The 16,068-nt window shown below is 66.3% G+C and carries 15 protein-coding genes; 7 read left to right on the top strand and 8 right to left on the bottom strand.

The window, feature by feature from the left end:
• The first annotated feature begins 12 nt into the window (after nucleotides 1–12).
• Entirely contained in the window at nucleotides 13–1,167 is a 1,155-nt protein-coding gene (locus U0025_RS07265) for an acyl-CoA dehydrogenase family protein (protein ID WP_004212335.1), read from the top strand.
• 29 nt (nucleotides 1,168–1,196) lie between these two features.
• A complete protein-coding gene (locus U0025_RS07260; RefSeq protein ID WP_004212333.1) occupies nucleotides 1,197–2,396 on the top strand; it encodes an acetyl-CoA C-acetyltransferase in 1,200 nt (399 codons plus the stop codon).
• Nucleotides 2,397–2,463: 67 nt separating this feature from the next.
• On the opposite strand, the gene U0025_RS07255 is transcribed toward U0025_RS07260, so the two are convergent.
• Nucleotides 2,464–3,360 (bottom strand): DMT family transporter, encoded by an 897-nt coding sequence (locus tag U0025_RS07255; RefSeq protein ID WP_004212331.1) that lies wholly within the window; start codon nucleotides 3,358–3,360, stop codon nucleotides 2,464–2,466.
• Nucleotides 3,361–3,467: 107 nt separating this feature from the next.
• On the opposite strand from U0025_RS07255, the gene U0025_RS07250 reads away from it, so the two are divergent.
• From U0025_RS07250 to U0025_RS07230, 5 genes are all read left to right on the top strand, one after another.
• A complete protein-coding gene (locus U0025_RS07250; protein ID WP_004212329.1) occupies nucleotides 3,468–3,854 on the top strand; it encodes a c-type cytochrome in 387 nt (128 codons plus the stop codon).
• A 141-nt stretch (nucleotides 3,855–3,995) separates the two neighbouring features.
• A complete protein-coding gene (locus tag U0025_RS07245; protein ID WP_004212327.1) occupies nucleotides 3,996–5,249 on the top strand; it encodes a CaiB/BaiF CoA transferase family protein in 1,254 nt (417 codons plus the stop codon).
• Nucleotides 5,246–6,028, top strand: a complete 783-nt coding sequence (locus U0025_RS07240; RefSeq protein WP_004212325.1) for an SDR family NAD(P)-dependent oxidoreductase — start codon at nucleotides 5,246–5,248, stop codon at nucleotides 6,026–6,028. Before U0025_RS07245 ends, U0025_RS07240 begins: the two co-directional genes overlap by 4 nt.
• Nucleotides 6,029–6,040: 12 nt before the next feature.
• A complete protein-coding gene (locus U0025_RS07235; protein ID WP_004212323.1) occupies nucleotides 6,041–6,907 on the top strand; it encodes an enoyl-CoA hydratase in 867 nt (288 codons plus the stop codon).
• A complete protein-coding gene (locus tag U0025_RS07230) occupies nucleotides 6,904–8,586 on the top strand; it encodes an acyl-CoA dehydrogenase family protein (protein WP_004212322.1) in 1,683 nt (560 codons plus the stop codon). Before U0025_RS07235 ends, U0025_RS07230 begins: the two co-directional genes overlap by 4 nt.
• A 46-nt stretch (nucleotides 8,587–8,632) precedes the next feature.
• Here the strand turns inward: U0025_RS07230 and U0025_RS07225 are convergent, their stop codons facing one another.
• The 7 genes from U0025_RS07225 to U0025_RS07195 form a co-directional block, all read right to left on the bottom strand.
• Nucleotides 8,633–9,805 carry an acetyl-CoA C-acetyltransferase gene (locus U0025_RS07225; protein ID WP_004212321.1) on the bottom strand — a complete coding sequence of 391 codons (1,173 nt, stop codon included), beginning with the start codon at nucleotides 9,803–9,805 and terminating at the stop codon, nucleotides 8,633–8,635.
• A 72-nt stretch (nucleotides 9,806–9,877) separates the two neighbouring features.
• Nucleotides 9,878–10,456 carry a 2-phospho-L-lactate guanylyltransferase gene (gene cofC, locus U0025_RS07220; RefSeq protein WP_004212320.1) on the bottom strand — a complete coding sequence of 193 codons (579 nt, stop codon included), beginning with the start codon at nucleotides 10,454–10,456 and terminating at the stop codon, nucleotides 9,878–9,880.
• Nucleotides 10,453–11,394, bottom strand: coding sequence for a 2-phospho-L-lactate transferase (gene cofD / locus U0025_RS07215; RefSeq protein ID WP_004212319.1), 942 nt, complete (start codon nucleotides 11,392–11,394; stop codon nucleotides 10,453–10,455). The genes cofC and cofD overlap by 4 nt, the downstream gene beginning before the upstream one ends.
• On the bottom strand, nucleotides 11,391–12,113 hold the full coding sequence (gene cofE / locus U0025_RS07210) for a coenzyme F420-0:L-glutamate ligase (RefSeq protein ID WP_254792207.1): 723 nt from the start codon (nucleotides 12,111–12,113) through the stop codon (nucleotides 11,391–11,393). The genes cofD and cofE overlap by 4 nt, the downstream gene beginning before the upstream one ends.
• 60 nt (nucleotides 12,114–12,173) lie before the next feature.
• On the bottom strand, nucleotides 12,174–12,839 hold the full coding sequence (npdG, locus tag U0025_RS07205) for an NADPH-dependent F420 reductase (RefSeq protein WP_004212317.1): 666 nt from the start codon (nucleotides 12,837–12,839) through the stop codon (nucleotides 12,174–12,176).
• On the bottom strand, nucleotides 12,829–15,249 hold the full coding sequence (cofH, locus tag U0025_RS07200; protein WP_037491432.1) for a 5-amino-6-(D-ribitylamino)uracil--L-tyrosine 4-hydroxyphenyl transferase CofH: 2,421 nt from the start codon (nucleotides 15,247–15,249) through the stop codon (nucleotides 12,829–12,831). Before cofH ends, npdG begins: the two co-directional genes overlap by 11 nt.
• A gap of 51 nt (nucleotides 15,250–15,300) precedes the next feature.
• A complete protein-coding gene (locus U0025_RS07195; protein ID WP_004212315.1) occupies nucleotides 15,301–16,020 on the bottom strand; it encodes a TetR/AcrR family transcriptional regulator in 720 nt (239 codons plus the stop codon).
• Nucleotides 16,021–16,068 lie beyond the last annotated feature (48 nt).

The following is a 16,068-nucleotide window of genomic DNA, read 5'->3' as shown; positions in this document are numbered from 1 at the left end:
GGAGATTTCTGCATGGACGCCGAGACGTTCGACCTGTTCCGCACCACCGTCCGCCGCTTCGTCAGCGAAAAGCTGATCCCAGCCGAGGACGCCGTCGAGGAAGCGGACGCCGTTCCCGAAACCATCATCCAGCAGATGCGCGACATGGGCCTGTTCGGCCTGTCCGTGCCGGAGGAATTTGGCGGCATCGGCTGCACCATGGCGGAGGAAGCGGCGATCATCCGCGAGATCACCCGCGCCTCGGTCGTCTTCCGCTCGGTCATCGGCACCACTGTCGGTATCGGCAGCCAGGGCATCGTCATGGACGGGACCGAGGAACAGAAGCGCGAATGGCTGCCCAAATTCGCCACCGGTGAAGCCATCGCCAGCTTCGGCCTGACCGAGCCGGAGGCCGGGTCCGACGCCGGTTCGCTCCGCACCGTCGCCATCCGCGACGGCGACACTTACCGCATCACCGGCACCAAGCGCTATATCACCAATGCGCCGCGCGCCAGCGTCTTCACCCTGATGGCCCGGACCGAACCGGACGTGAAGGGCGCAGCCGGCATTTCCGCCTTCATCCTGCCCGCAGACACGCCCGGCATCAGCTTCGGCAAGCCGGACAAGAAAATGGGGCAGAAGGGATCGATCACCACCGATGTGATCCTGGATGACGTCGTCGTGCCGGCCGCCAACATTATCGGCGGTGTCCCCGGTCGCGGCTTCAAGACCGCGATGAAGGTGCTGGATCGCGGCCGCATCCATATCGCCGCGGTCGCGCTCGGCATGTGCCAGCGGCTGATCGATATGGCCCTGCAATATGCAATGGAGCGCAAGCAGTTCGGCCAGCGCATCGCCGATTTCCAGTTGGTCCAGGCAATGCTCGCCGACATGAAGGTCGACATGCTGACCACCGAGGCGCTGATGCAGTCGGTCGCCGCCAAGTTCGACGCCGGCGAGCCGGTCAGCCTGGAATGCGCCGCGCTCAAATATTATGCCTCCGAAGCCGTCGGCCGGATCGCCGACCGCGCCGTCCAGATCTATGGCGGCGCCGGCTATATGGCCGAGTATAAGGTCGAGCGCTTCTATCGCGATGTCCGGCTGCTGCGCATCTATGAGGGCACCAGCCAGATCCAGCAGACCATCATCGCCAAGCAGATGATCCGCCAGGCCGAAGCGGCCGCCTGATCCCTTCCTATTCCCGCAAAGGACATTGCATGCGCAGAGCCGCCATCGTCGCCCCCATCCGCACCGCCGTCGGCAAATATGGCGGTTCTCTGAAATCCTTCAGCGCCGGCGATCTGGGCGCGGTCATCATCAAGGCTTTGATGGAGCGGACCAGGATCGATCCCGAACGGATCGACGATGTCGTCTTCTCCCAGGGCTATGGCAATGGCGAGGCACCCTGCATCGGTCGCTGGTCGGCGCTGGCCGCCGGCCTGCCCGAAAGCATTCCCGGCGTGCAGCTCGACCGGCGCTGCGGTTCGGGGCTTCAGGCGGTGATCGACGCGGCCATGCGCATCCAGACCGGCGCCGCCGACATCGTCGTCGCCGGCGGGGTGGAGAGCATGTCCAATGTCGAATATTATTCGATGGACCATCGCTGGGGCGCCCGCTCCGGATCGACCCAGTTCCACGACCGCCTGACCCGCGGCCGCGTCATGTCGCAGCCGATCGCCCGCTATGGCATCATCAGCGGCATGATCGAAACGGCGAACAATCTCGCCAAGGATTATGACATCAGCCGCGAGGCCTGCGACGAATATGCCGCGATGAGCCATCAGCGCGCCGCCGCGGCCTGGGCCGCCGACAAGTTCGACGACGAACTGGTCCCGGTCGCCGTGCCGCAGCGCAAGGGCGATCCGCTGATCTTCGCCATGGATGAGGGCATTCGTGCCGACGCCACACCGGAATCGCTCGCCCTGTTGAAGCCGATCGAGAAGGACGGCGTGGTCACCGCCGGCAATGCCAGCCAGCAGAATGACGCCGCCGCCGCCTGCCTGGTGGTCGCGGAGGACAAGCTGGAAGAACTGGGCCTTGAACCCATGGCCTGGCTGCACAGCTGGGCGGCGGCGGGCTGCGATCCCTCGCGCATGGGCATTGGTCCGGTGCCGGCGGTCGAAAAGCTGTTCGCCCGCAATGGCCTTGGCTGGAACGACATCGATCTGGTCGAACTCAACGAAGCCTTTGCGCCGCAGGTGCTGGCCTGCCTCAAGGGCTGGAACTGGGACGATCGCGACAAGCTTAACGTCAATGGATCGGGCATTTCGCTCGGCCATCCGATCGGCGCGACCGGCGGACGCATCCTCGCCAATCTGCTGCGCGAACTGCAGCGGCGCGACGGCCGCTATGGCCTGGAAACCATGTGCATTGGCGGCGGTCAGGGCCTGGCCGCCATCTTCGAGCGGGCGGTCTGACCACCGCCTTTCGGAAGCCCCCTGGGCCGGCGTCGAGGCATGCGACGCCGGCCTATTTTTTTGATGGTCAGTCGACCGGCCGGCGGTCGGGCGAGAAGGCGATGATCGTCACGCCCAGCAGCGCCACCGTCCCACCCGCAATCATGCCGACCGTGATCGGCGTGCCGAAATAGAGCGAGGCAAAGACCGTCGACATGACCGGCGATGCCAGCATCAGCGGCATGATGGTCGAGATCGGATAGCGTTGCAGCAGCCAGGCGAGCGTCCCCTGTCCCAGTACCGTCGCCCCCAGGCAGGAAAAGGCGAACCAGCCGGTCGGTGTCCAGCCGACATGGGCCAGCCCCGCGATCGCCGGCCGCTCGAAAATCAGGGCAAAGGGCGCCAGCACCGCTGCGCCCATCAGTCCGTTCCACGCCTGGCCGTTCATCACGCTCACCCCGGTCAGCTTGCGCTGCACCAGGGTCGCGCCGCCCCACACCATCGCCGCGCTGGCCATCACCAGTACGGCGGGCACCTCCGCCAATATATGCGGGTCGAACACCAGCGCCACGACCCCGGCAAAGGCCAGCAGCACGCCGACGATCTTGCGCCGGTTGAGCCTTTCGCCCAGCAGCAGCGCGCCCAGCAACAGCGAGAAGGGCACGCTCAATTGCCCGGCAATCGCCAGCGCGCCGACATTGGTCGCCATGAACAAAGCCAGGTTCAGCAGCAGCAGGAACAGACCGCCATTGAGGAAGCCATAGAGCATCAGCCAACCGGTCCGGCCCGGCAGCGGACGCAGCGCCGGCGCACAGATCAGGAACACCGTCCCCATCCGCAGCGCCACCGACAATAGCGGCGCGGTCGCATCCACCACCACTTTCATCGCGATCACGTTGAGCGCGAACATGATGTTCACCAGCAACGCCAGCGCCATGCCGCCCGGCCCGAACCGATGGTTCGCCATGGGTTCGCCATCGGCCATTTCCGCATCCTTCCCGCTTCAACCGCCGTTCAGACTCAGACGGCTATTGGTTTATTTATGCACACTGGTATAGATTTTAACCAGAGAAGAAGGGAAGAGGAATCAGGATGTCGATGAAGCATGTTTCGCGCGTGATGATGTTCGCTATGGCGGTCGCGGCCACCGGCCCGGCGCTGGCCCAGGCTGGCGACGCGACCAAGGGCAAGGCGGTCTTCGCCCGCTGCGCCGTCTGCCACTCGGTCGATCCGGGCGTGAAGAAGCTTGGCCCTTCGCTCTCGGGCGTATTCGGGCGCACCTCGGGCACCGTCCCCGGCTTCACTTATTCCCCGGCGATGCAGAAGGCCAAGATCCGCTGGGATGCCAAGTCGCTCGACGGCTTCCTCGCCAAGCCCAGCGCTGCCGTCCCCGGCAGCCGCATGGTCTTTGCCGGCCTGCCCAACCCGGCGGATCGCGCCAACCTGCTCGCCTATCTCGCCGGCGCCACCAAGAAATAGCGCCAAAAGTATCCCATAGTGCAATAATTCTTGCCCTCCATTCCTGCACCCGCTATCAGAATCATCAACCGATGCAGCAGATAGACGGGGACAGGAGCGGATGGCGATGACAGCGGTCATGACGGACAAGGCGGGCAGTCGATGAGCGGCCGCGCCCTTGAAGGGATCAAGGTTCTAGACCTGTCGCGCGTGCTCGCGGGGCCATGGTCGACCCAGATACTCGCCGACTTCGGTGCCGACGTCATCAAGATCGAACTGCCCGGCCATGGCGACGATACCCGCGCCTGGGGCCCGCCCTTCCTGACCGGCGCCGATGGCCAGCCGGAAATCGGCACCAGCGCCTATTATCTGTCCTGCAATCGCAACAAGCGCTCCGCCGCGATCAACCTGGCGACGCCGCAGGGCGCCGAGCTGATCCGCCGGCTGGCGGCGGAAGCCGACATATTGGTCGAGAATTTCAAGGTCGGGGGCCTCAGCAAATATGGCCTCGACTATGCCAGCCTGAAGGCGATCAACCCGCGCCTCGTCTATTGCTCGATCACCGGCTTCGGCCAGACCGGCCCCTATGCCGACCGGGGCGGCTATGATTTCGTTGCCCAGGGCATGGGCGGCTTCATGAGCATCACCGGCGAAGAGGATGGCGGCCCGCTGCGCGCCGGCGTCGCCATGGCCGACCTGTCGACCGGCATGTTCGCGACAGTCTCCATCCTGGCCGCCCTGCGCCATGCCGAACGCACGGGCGAGGGGCAGCAGATCGACGTGTCGCTGCTCGATACCCAGATCGCGATGCTCGCCAATCAGGGGATGAACTGGCTGGTCGGCGGCATCGTGCCCGGACGCCTGGGCAATCGCCATCCCACCGTCGTCCCCTACAAGACGTTCGAGGTCGCCGACGGCATGATGATCATCGCGATCGGCAATGATCGCCAGTTCCGCGCCTTCTGCACGGAAATGGGCCATGGCGAGCTGGGCACCGATCCGCTCTACGCCACCAGCGCCCAGCGCCTCATCAACCGCGACGCGATCGAGGCGAAGGTGCAGGAGATCGTCCGCCCCTTCGCCCGCGACGACCTGATGGCGCGCTTCGTCGCTGCGGGCGTCCCCGCCGGCCCGGTCAACAGCATCCAGGATGTGTTCGAGGATCCGTTCATCGACGCCCGCCAGACCGTCCATCGCTATCGCCGGGAAGAGGATGGGGTCGAGATCCCGACCGTCGCCTATCCCGGCAAGCTGTCGACGACGCCGGCCGATTATCGTCACTGCCCACCGCGCGTGGGCGAACATAGCCGCGAAATATTGGGGGAATGGCTCGGCCTCGACGACGGCGCACTCGACGCGCTGACGAGCGACGGCGCGATCGCCCAACGCCCCGTGAAGGAGAGGACACAGGCATGAAGATCGACCAGGGGGTAGCCGCCATCGTCACCGGCGGGGCATCGGGCCTCGGCGAAGCGACGGCCCGCGCCATCGCGGCGCAGGGCGCCAAGGTCGCGCTGTTCGACTTCAACGAGGAAACCGGGACGAAAGTCGCGGCGGACATCGGCGGCACCTTCTGCAAGGTCGACGTCACCGACGAGGCCTCAGTCGATGCCGGCTTTGCCAAGGCACGCGCCGCCCATGGCCAGGAACGTATCCTGGTCAATTGCGCCGGCACCGGCAATGTCATCAAGACCGCCAGCCGCGACCGCGAGACCGGCGAGATCAAGGCTTTCCCGACCGACCAGTTCGAACGGATCATCCAGATCAACCTGATCGGCACCTTCCGCTGCTGCGCGAAGTCGGCCGCCGGCATGCTGAGCCTCGATCCGCTGGAGGACAAGGCGCGCGGCGTCATCATCAACACCTCCAGCGCGGCGGCGGTCGACGGCCAGATCGGCCAGGCGGCCTATTCCGCGTCGAAGGGCGGCATCGTCAGTCTGACCCTGCCGATGGCGCGCGACCTGATGGGCGAAGGCATCCGCGTAAACGCGATCCTGCCCGGTATCTTCGACACGCCGCTGATGGCGCGGGCCAGCGACAAGGTGCGCGATGCGCTGTCGGCCACCGTTCCCTTCCCCAAGCGTTTCGGCAAGCCCGAGGAGTTTGCCGCGATGGCGCTGGCGATGATCGAGAACGACTATTGGAACGGCGAATATGTGCGGCTCGACGGTGGCCTGCGCATGCCGCCGCGCTGAGGGAGAGGGACGATGTCCGAAGAAGCGCAGCCCGAATTCGTAACCTATAATGTGGTGGACGGCGTCGCCTGGGTGATGCTGAACCGCCCCCAATATGGCAATGCCCAGAATTACCGGCTGCTCGGCCAGCTCGACGACGCCTTCAAGCGCGCGGTCGAGGATGACGGGGTCAAGGTGATCGTGCTCGGTGGCGAGGGCAAGCATTTCTCGGCCGGCCATGACATCGGCACCCCGGACAAGGACAGCCACATGCCGCGCACGCGCACCAGCATGTGGTGGGACCATCTGAACAAGGGCGGCGCGGAGCGCCAATATGTGCTGGAACAGGACGGCTATCTGGGCCTGTGCCGGCGCTGGGCCGACATCCCCAAGCCGATGATCGCCATGGTGCAGGGCGCGTGCATCGCCGGCGGGCTGATGCTGGCCTGGGTCTGCGACCTCATCATCGCATCGGAAGACGCCTTCTTCCAGGATCCGGTGCAGCGCATGGCCCAGCCGGGGGTCGAATATTTCGCCCATGCCTTCGAACTGCCGACCCGCGTCGCACGCGAACTGCTGCTGCTCGGCCGCCGCATGCCGGCCCAGCGCGCCTGTAATTTCGGCATGGTGAACGAGATTTTCCCGCGCGAGACGCTGCGCGAGGAAGTGGCCAAGATCGCCGCCGAGATCGCCCAGCATGAACGGTTCGGCCTGGCCCTGACCAAGCAGGCGTTCAACTTCGTCGAGGATGCGCGCGGCAAGCGGCAGGTGATGGATAGCGTGTTCCACATGCACCATCTCGCCCATGCCCATAATCAGCTGATGACCGGCAATCTGGTCGGCGGACTGGATGCCAAGGCCATGGCATCGGCGAACAAGAAGCAGGCGGGGGAAGGATGAGCGCGACCATGGAGATGGACAAGAATATCCTGGTCCTGCCCGATCTGCCGGCCTTGCTGTCGGGCGCAGCCGATGCCGCGCACGCCTTCGTCGCCGCCGCCCGCCCGCATGTGAAGGCCCGAATCTGCAGCGAAAGCGGTAAGGTCGATCGGGTCCTCGCCGATGTCGAGCAGCATGTCGTCCACGGCTTTGGCTGGTTCGCCGCCTATGCCGAAATGCTGCGCGAAGTCGCCAGCTGGGCCGCCAGTCTCGACGCCCAGGGCAGCTTTGGCGAGATCGAAGCGCTGCTCGCCCAGTTGCTCTTCGCCGAATATGGCGCGCAGATGCTGGGCGGCATCCCGATGAACCAGGGCGAGGTGATCCGCCCCACCGACCTCACCGACGATCTTTCCACGCTCGACGCACCGGCCCTGCGCACCCTCATTCGCAGCGGCGGCGGCCAGGCAGTGAAGAGCGCTATTGCCGGCCATCTGGTCGATGCGCGCGGCCGGGCGACCCTGGAAAATTGCGGCCTCGACGAAATGTTCGACATGGTGCGCGACCAGTTCTTTGCTTTGTCGAACGAGAAGGTCGCGCCCTTCGCCCATGAATGGCATCTCAAGGACGAACTGATCCCGCTGCAGCTGGTCCAGGAACTGGGCGAGATGGGCGTGTTCGGCATGACGATTCCAGAAGAGTTTGGCGGGCTTGGCATGGGCAAGACCGCGATGTGCGTCGTGTCGGAAGAATTGTCGCGCGGCTGGATCGGCGTCGGCAGCCTCGCCACCCGGTCGGAAATCGCGGCAGAACTGATCCTGACCGGCGGCACCGCCGAGCAGAAGGCCCATTGGTTGCCGCAGATCGCCAATGCCGCGATCCTGCCCACCGCCGTCTTTACCGAGCCTGACACCGGTTCCGACCTTGGCGCACTGCGCACCCGCGCGACGCTTGCCGACGGCGAATATCGGGTCAGCGGCAACAAGACCTGGATCACCCATGCGGCCCGCGCCGACGTGATGACCCTGCTGGTCCGCACCGATCCCGACACCCGCAACTATAGCGGCCTGTCGATGCTGATCGCGCCCAAGCAGCGCGGCACCGTCGACGTCCCCTTCCCCACGCCCGGCATGAGCGGCGGCGAGATCGAGGCGATCGGCTATCGCGGCATGAAGGAATATGAGATCGGCTTCGACGATTTCCGCGTGCCCGCCGCCAATCTGCTCGGCGGGGTCGAGGGTCAGGGCTTCAAGCAGTTGATGGCCACCTTCGAAAGCGCCCGTATCCAGACCGCCGCCCGTGCCATCGGCGTCGCCCAGGCGGCGCTCGACATCGGCCTTTCCTACGCACTCGACCGCAAGCAGTTCGGCCGGCCGATCTTCGACTTCCCCCGCGTCGCCAACAAGCTGGCGATGATGGCGGCGGAGATCATGGGCGCGCGCCAGCTCACCTATTTCGCCGCCCGGCGCAAGGATGAGGACAAACGCTGCGATCTGGAAGCCGGCATGGCCAAGCTGATCGGCGCGCGGGTCGCCTGGGCGGCGGCCGACAATGCGCTGCAGATCCATGGCGGCAACGGCTTCGCCACCGAATATCAGGTCAGCCGCCTGCTGGCCGACGCGCGCATCCTCAACATTTTCGAGGGTGCCGGCGAAATCCAGGCCCAGGTCATCGCCCGCCGCCTGCTCGACGAAGCCAATTGAAGGATCGGCCCTTCCCCGCCACCGGGGAAGGGCCGATCCATTCCCCTCAGAGCCGTTCCACGATCGTCACATTGGCCATTCCGCCGGCCTCGCACATGGTCTGAAGGCCATAGCGCGCGCCACGATCATGCAGCGCGCTGACCAGCGTCGCCATCAGCTTGGCCCCCGATCCGCCCAGCGGATGGCCCAGCGAAATCGCCCCGCCATGCACGTTGAGCCGCGCCGGATCGGCGCCCAGCGCCTTGGCCCAGGCCAGCGGCACCGGCGCGAACGCCTCGTTCACTTCATAAAGATCGATATCGCCCAGCGTCATGCCTGCCCGCGCCAGCGCCCGCTCGGTCGCCGGGATCGGCGCCTCCAGCATGATGACCGGATCATGCCCCAGCACGGTCATTTCATGCACCCGTGCCAGCGGCGTCAGGCCATGGGTCTTGAGGCCCCGCTCATTGACGATCAGCAGCGCCGCGGCGCCATCGCAGATCTGGCTGGCATTGGCGGCGGATATCACCCCGCCCTCGGTCAACAGCTTGACGCTGGCAATCTTCTCCAGGCTGGCGTCGAAGCGGATGCCCTCATCCACCTTGTGGACCAGCTTTTCGCCCTCGGCGGTCTCGACCTCCAGCGGTACTATCTCCGCATCGAACTTGCCGGCCTGCGTCGCCGCCGCCGCGCGATGATGGCTTTCCAGCGCATAGGCGTCGAGCGCCGCACGGTCGAAGCCATATTTGCGGGCCATCATCTCGGCTCCGCCAAACTGGCTGAACGGCGTGTCGGGATAGCGCGCCTCGATCCCCGGACTGCGATAGGTGCCGAACCCATGTTTGGCCGCCAGCGTCCAGGGCAGGCCCATCGGCACGCGCGTCATGCTCTCGACACCGGCGGCGATCACCACGTCCTGCACGCCCGCCATCACCGTCGCGGCGGCGAAATGCAGCGCCTGTTGCGACGATCCGCACTGGCGGTCGACATGGGTGCCGGGCACGGATTCGGGCAGGCCGCTGGCCAGCACGGCGTTGCGGGCGATGTTCGCGCCCTGCTCGCCGCCGGGACAGGCGCAGCCCATGATGACATCCTCGATCGCGGCCGGATCGATCCCGCTGCGGCCCACCAGTCCGGCCAGCACGCGCCCGGCCAGATCCGCAGGATGCACCCCCGCCAGCTTGCCGCCCCGCTTGCCACCGGCGCTGCGCGCCACGGCCGCAATATATGCCTCCGCCATCCGACTCCTCCAATTATATACCTAGATGCAATTTTATTGCCTTACCCCGCCCTTTCGACAGGACCAAGGCAATTATGCACCAACGGAAAATATTTGAAGGTGCTCGGGCAGGTCGACATCGTCGGCGAGACCGGGTCGCCGGATGACCGATACGCGATGTCCGGCTCGTTCCGCTTCGCCGACATGGGCAGCACAACTCTTCGGCCCGAAGCGCAGCGGAATGAGGCCGGGCCACTTCAGCAGCAGCGCGTTCGTCCCCTGCCCCTCACGATCGGTGGCGATCACCACATCGGCGGGTTCCTGCACCATCGCGCGCAGGTCCGCGGCCGCCAGCATCGGCAGGTCCGCGCTCAGGATCAGCACCGGGCGATCGACCGGCAACGCCTGCATCGCCACCATCAGCGCCGGCACATGGCCGGGTTCCCGTTCGGCCAGGACTGTCGCGCCCCGCTCGGTCGCGAAACCGCGCACCTCCGGGCAGGCGCTGACGACATGCACGGCCGCATCCGGGATCGCATCGCGCGCCACTGTCAGCACATGCCCCAATAATTGCCGGCACAGCGCCGCCCGATCCCGTGGCCCCAGAACCTCGGCTAGCCGGCTCTTGCCCTGCGCGAAGCTCTTGGCCGGGATCAGGATCGACAGGGTCATGGCACCGCGCGCCGCAACGCCGCCGCAAAATCGATCATTTGAGCGGCCAGCGCCCGCTGCTGATCGACATTGCGCATCAATATGTCGGCACTGCGCACCGCCAGACCATCATCGGCCAAGCCCGCCGCATCGGCACTGTCCACCATCAGCCCGTCGATCAGCCCGTCATAATGGCGGGCGATCGTCGCCGGCGTCGTCGGCAAACCCAGTTCAGTCATGATCTTGGCTGCCGGCCCCTTGACCGCCTGTCCCGCGATGAAGGGCGACAGCGCCACGCACGGCACGCGCCGCGCCACCAGCCTGTCCCGCACACCCGGCACCGCCAGGATCGGGTCGATCGACAGGATCGGATTGGACGGGCAAAGGATGATCGCCTCCAGCGCAGGATCATCCAGTGCCGCCATCAGACCGGCGCTCGGCCGCGCTGCTGCGGCCCCGTCGAACCGGATCGATTTAAAGCGCGGCCCGCATTGATGGCGCACGAAATAATCCTGGAAGGCCATTTCGCCCTGGTCGGTGTCGATCATCGACCGGACCGGATCGTCGCTCATCGGCACGATCGCCGGCCCGATGCCCAGCCGCGCGGCGATGTCCGCCGTGGCCGAAGACAGCGTGCCCTCGCGCAGCAACGCCGTGCGCAGCACATGGGTCGCCAGGTCGCGATCGCCCAGGTTGAACCAGCTTTCGCCGCCCAGCCGCCGTGTCGCGTCCATGAAGGCCCAGCTTTCATCGGCCACGCCCCAGCCCCGCACGCTATCATTCATGCCGGCGAGCGCATAGGTGACGCTGTCGATGTCGGGCGAGATATGCAGGCCCATATGGACGAAATCGTCGCCGGTGTTGACGGCAATGGTCAGTGCGCCCGGCGGCACGACGCCGGCCAGGCCATTGGCCAGCTTGGCGCCGCCGACGCCCCCGGCAAGGGCCAACACGCTCATGGAAACAGGTCCATCGCCGGCTCCCGGATCAGTTCGGCCGCACTGCCCTCATTGCGGCCCCGCGCAATGCCGCGCGCCACGACGATCGGCCGGCCTTCCCCGGCCTGCCCCATGATCAGCGAGGCGGCGGCCGCCACCTCGTCGGCCAGGCCCAGTTCGCTGGTCTGCAACGGCCGGCCATGCAGGTCCGGCTCACCACGCAGGTCGAGCAGGCCGCTCATGCCGGCGACGCCGATCGCCACGCCACAGGTGCCCTTGCGCCAGGCCCGGCCCAGACTGTCGATGATGACCACCGCAATGTCGATGCCCAAGGCATCATGCACCGCCCGCCGCAGGGCCGCAGCGCTGCCATCGGGATCGAGCGGCAGCAGCAGCGCGACGCCATCCCCATCCTGCGCGATGTTGGACTGGTCGATCCCGGCATTGGCCAGCACCAGACCCAGCCGATGGCGCACGATCAGCACACCCGGCCGGACCCGCATCAACTTCTCGCTCTCCGACAGGATCAGTTCGACCAACCGGGGATCCTTGTGGCATTGCGCTGCCAGATCGATCGCCTCGGCCGAGGGCGATACGCTGGCCAGCGGCACCGCGCGTCCCTCCGCCTTGGATATGATCTTCTGCGCCAGCACGACGATGTCGCCATCCTGCAGCGACAGGCCATTGGCATGGCAGGCCGACAGCAGCATGGCCGACAGATCGTCGCCCGGCGCAACCATGGGAACCCCGTTCAGGGCCGATAATGTGACGGCGGCCGGTACGACTATCATGGATGCAGCTTACACTCCGGTGATGCGAATACCCGATCCGGGCACCTTGTACCGCCTGTTGAGCGCAATCAAGACCGACGTAAGCCCTTCTGCAACAACCGAATTGCACAAGGGCCCGGCATTCCAGGCGCGCAGGCCGATTTCCTGCGCCAGTGCGACCACCTGGTCCGCCGCCTCGCTGTCGTCGGCGCAGACCAGCACGTCGCACTCGATCTCCTCGTCCAGCTTGGTCAGGTGATGCGCGCTGATATTCTGGAAGGCGGACACGACGCGGACGCCCTCGCCCAGCATCTTCTGCACCGCCTCGACCGCCGATCCGCCGTCGGGCAACTGCACCCGGCTGACCTTGGGCGGCACCAGCGGCACGGTCACGTCGATCAATATCTTGCCCGCCAGCGCGTCGGCGACATCCTTCACCGTCGATTGCTGCGCAGCATAGGGCACGGCCAGCACGATGATGTCGGCCTGCGCTGCGGCATCGGGATTGGCCGCGCCGACGACCGAACCGCCGCCCAGCGTCGCGTTCATCGCATCGGCCGCTTCCTGCGCCCGCTCGGCCGTGCGGCTGCCGATGATGACCTTGTGCCCCTTGTGCGCCCAGCGCAGCGCCAGACCGCCGCCTTCCTTGCCGGTCCCGCCAAGCACGGCGATCGTCGCCAAAGCCTCATTCTGCATATTCAAACCTCTCCTGGTTCGTATCGGCCTCGCGCCGCCGCTTGCGCGGAGGCGTCAGGACCATGGGTGTCAGTTCCGCCGCGGTCATTCCGCGTGCATGGATATCCGCGCTCACCCCGCCATAGGCGGTGCTGCGCTGCCGGGGCGTGCGATCGATCGACCGGATCAGCGCCTCCATCGCCGCGGGCGGCATTTCCTGGCCGTGCTGGGTACCGGCCGCACGCGAGATGCTCTCGTTCATCAGCGTGCCGCCCAGGTCATTGGCGCCGCCTTCCAGGCAGGCCTTCCCCCCTTCCGGCCCCAGCTTGACCCAGCTGGTCTGGATCGACCGGATATGCGGGTGCAGCGCCAGCCGCGCGACCGCGTGCATCAGCCGCACCTCGCGGAAGGTCGGGCCATGGCGCGACTGGCCGCGCACGCCCATCGGCGCCTCCATATGGACGAAGGGCAAGGGCACGAATTCGGTGAAGCCGCCGGTCCGCCGCTGCAGGTCGCGGATGTGGATCAGGTGCCTGGCCCAGTGGCGCGGCGTGTCGACATGGCCGAACATGATCGTCGCGGTGGTGGCGAAGCCGACCCGATGCGCGGTCTCGATCACCTCCAGCCATTGCGCCGTGTCCAGCTTGTCCGGGCAGATGATCGCCCGCACCTCGTCATCCAGTATCTCGGCCGCCGTGCCGGGCAGCGTGTCGAGGCCCACCGCCTTCAGCCGGCGCAGGAAATCCTCGACCGGCAGGCCCAGCGTCGCCGCCCCCTGCCACACTTCCAGCGGGGAAAAGGCGTGGATGTGCATTTCAGGCACCGCCGCCTTCACCGCGCGGGCCAGGTTCAGATAGGTGTCGCCGGTATAATGGGGATGGATGCCACCCTGCAGGCAGACTTCGGTGCCGCCCCGCTCCCACGCCTCGCGGGTGCGGCGCACCACTTCCTCTAGGTCCAGGTCATAGGGCTTGCCGCGCAGCGCCTCCGCCTTGTCGCCCTTGGAAAAGGCGCAGAAGCTGCACTTATAGGCGCAGATATTGGTGTAGTTGATGTTGCGGTTGACGACATAGCTGATCGTATCGCCCATCTCCTGCATCCGCAGCGCATCCGCACTGGCGCAGACATGCTCCAGGTCGGTCTCGCGTGCGGTGAATAGCGCCTCGATCTCCGCCTCTTCCAGCAGGGCGCCGGCCATCGCCCGGTCGACGATCGCCGCGATCGCGGGATCGACCGGCAGCGCCGACGGGCGCGTCACCCGCGGCTCCAGCGCAATGCCCGGCGACCAGTCATCCTCCCGCGCAAAGCCCATCGCATCGGCATGGGCCAGCACATGGCGAACCATCGCCTGATCCTGCCAGCGCTCATTATCCTGCGCATAGGCGGGATAGACGGGCAGCCGCGCCACCAGCATCCGCCCTTCGCCCTCGGTCGCGGCGCGCAGCCGCTCGACCGCCGGCCAGGGGGCTTCCGGGTTCACATGGTCGGGCGTCACCGGCGACACCCCGCCCCAGTCGTTGATCCCCGCGGCCATCAGCCGGGGGAAGTCCGCTGCCGACAGGTTGGGCGGCGCCTGGATATTCATCTCCGGCCCCAGGATCAGCCGCGCCACCGCGATCGTCCACAGCAGATCGTCCATGTCCGGCTCGGGCGCATTGGCCATCACCGTACGTTCCTTGGCCCGGAAATTCTGGACGATCACTTCCTGGATATGGCCATAACCGTCCTGCAGGTCGCGGATCGCCTCCAGCGCCTCGATCCGTTCCTCGCGCGTCTCGCCGATGCCGATCAGGATGCCCGTGGTGAAGGGGATGGCGAGTTCCCCCGCCAGCCTTATCGTCTCCAGCCGTGCCGCCGGTTCCTTGTCAGGCGAGCGATAATGGGCGCCGCCCTTGCGGCACAGCCGGTCGGACACCGACTCCAGCATCAGCCCCTGCGACACCGACACCCGGCGCAGCCTGGCCATTTCCTCGCGGGTCATGACCCCGGCATTGATGTGCGGCAGCAGCCCGGTCTCGTCGCGCACCAGCGCCGCCATCTCGGCCAGATAGGACAGGGTGCTGTCATGGCCCAGCCGCGCCAGTTCCTCGCGCGCGGCGGCGAAGCGCAGTTCCGGCTTGTCGCCCAGCGTGAACAGCGCTTCGGTGCAGCCCGCCGCCTTGCCGGCGCGTGCCACCGCCAGCACTTCCTCGCGCGTCATATAGGCATTCTCGCCCGGCCGGGGCGGCTGGGAGAAGGTGCAATAATGGCAGAGATTGCGACATAGCTGGGTCAGCGGGATGAAGATCTTGCGCGACCAGCTCTGCACCCAGCCATGGCCTTCGTCGCGCAGCGCCGCCGCCTGCGCCATCAGTTCGGCCAGCGGCATCGCCAGCAGCTCTGCCGTGCGCGCATGCTCCACTTCGCCGATCCTTTCCGTAACTGCCATCATCCCGCTCCGCTTGTTTCGTCTTCTATGTTCTGATTGTGATTGCGCCCCGGTTCAACCGACAGGGCCGGGTCGATCCGGAATAGCGCCGCCGCGTTGTCCCAATTGCCTGAGCATCGCCACCGGCAGGTCCGCCGGCGCTTCCAGCAACGCCACCAGCGTCTGCAGGAAATGCTCGACACTCGCCTCGCTGCCCCACATCGGATGCGCCCGGCTCTCGTCTGCCAGCGCGCGCTGCCGTGCCGACAACACGGCGCTGAGGTAAGCGCCCATGAACACGAAGCGCTGGTTCTGCAACGCCACCGGCAGGTCCGCCATCATGCCCCGCAGATGATCGAGGCACCGGCCATAGGCATTGTTCCAGGCCGGATCGATCGCATCCAGCATCATGTCGCGATGGGTCATGGCAAAGATGACGATGAACTGGACATAATGGCTATCGGGCAGCGCCAGCACCGGCCGCACCAATATCTCCACCACTTCGCGGATCGAGCGCGGCCCGCCCTGCGCCTCCAGCCCGTCGAGCGCCGCATTGCGCTCCCGTTCGAGCGCCATCGCGCCGTCCATTACCAGCGCCCGGACCAGCGCCTCCTTCGACCCGAAATAATAGCTGACGGCACCGTGATTCTTCTGCCCCGCCGCCGCCGCAATCTCGCGCACGGTCACGCCATCGACGCCCTTTTCGGCGAACAGGCGCAACGCCACCTGCTTGATCTGCTCGGCAGCAGAACCGCGGGTGGCATCATCGGCCTTGGCGAGTTGAAGTCTAACCATGAGTGCAATTTCTCATTGCAATGCTGGTTCGTCAAGTGCATTATCCAA

The organism is Sphingobium yanoikuyae (genome assembly GCF_034424525.1).
GTDB lineage: Bacteria > Pseudomonadota > Alphaproteobacteria > Sphingomonadales > Sphingomonadaceae > Sphingobium > Sphingobium yanoikuyae.
Note: the sequence above shows the minus strand (reverse complement) of the source record. Positions and strands in the feature narration are given on the sequence as shown.

Bases quoted from the DNA above. Each gene is read 5' to 3' on its own strand.
- U0025_RS07230 (WP_004212322.1), top strand. From the start codon at position 6,904: ATGAGCGCGACCATGGAGATGGACAAGAATATCCTGGTCCTGCCCGAT.
- U0025_RS07225 (WP_004212321.1), bottom strand. From the start codon at position 9,805: ATGGCGGAGGCATATATTGCGGCCGTGGCGCGCAGCGCCGGTGGCAAG.
- U0025_RS07195 (WP_004212315.1), bottom strand. From the start codon at position 16,020: ATGGTTAGACTTCAACTCGCCAAGGCCGATGATGCCACCCGCGGTTCT.
- npdG (WP_004212317.1), bottom strand. From the start codon at position 12,839: ATGCAGAATGAGGCTTTGGCGACGATCGCCGTGCTTGGCGGGACCGGC.
- cofD (WP_004212319.1), bottom strand. From the start codon at position 11,394: ATGAGCGTGTTGGCCCTTGCCGGGGGCGTCGGCGGCGCCAAGCTGGCC.
- U0025_RS07235 (WP_004212323.1), top strand. From the start codon at position 6,041: ATGTCCGAAGAAGCGCAGCCCGAATTCGTAACCTATAATGTGGTGGAC.
- cofC (WP_004212320.1), bottom strand. From the start codon at position 10,456: ATGACCCTGTCGATCCTGATCCCGGCCAAGAGCTTCGCGCAGGGCAAG.
- U0025_RS07260 (WP_004212333.1), top strand. From the start codon at position 1,197: ATGCGCAGAGCCGCCATCGTCGCCCCCATCCGCACCGCCGTCGGCAAA.
- U0025_RS07240 (WP_004212325.1), top strand. From the start codon at position 5,246: ATGAAGATCGACCAGGGGGTAGCCGCCATCGTCACCGGCGGGGCATCG.
- cofH (WP_037491432.1), bottom strand. From the start codon at position 15,249: ATGATGGCAGTTACGGAAAGGATCGGCGAAGTGGAGCATGCGCGCACG.
- U0025_RS07255 (WP_004212331.1), bottom strand. From the start codon at position 3,360: ATGGCCGATGGCGAACCCATGGCGAACCATCGGTTCGGGCCGGGCGGC.
- cofE (WP_254792207.1), bottom strand. From the start codon at position 12,113: ATGGTTGCGCCGGGCGACGATCTGTCGGCCATGCTGCTGTCGGCCTGC.
- U0025_RS07250 (WP_004212329.1), top strand. From the start codon at position 3,468: ATGTCGATGAAGCATGTTTCGCGCGTGATGATGTTCGCTATGGCGGTC.
- U0025_RS07245 (WP_004212327.1), top strand. From the start codon at position 3,996: ATGAGCGGCCGCGCCCTTGAAGGGATCAAGGTTCTAGACCTGTCGCGC.
- U0025_RS07265 (WP_004212335.1), top strand. From the start codon at position 13: ATGGACGCCGAGACGTTCGACCTGTTCCGCACCACCGTCCGCCGCTTC.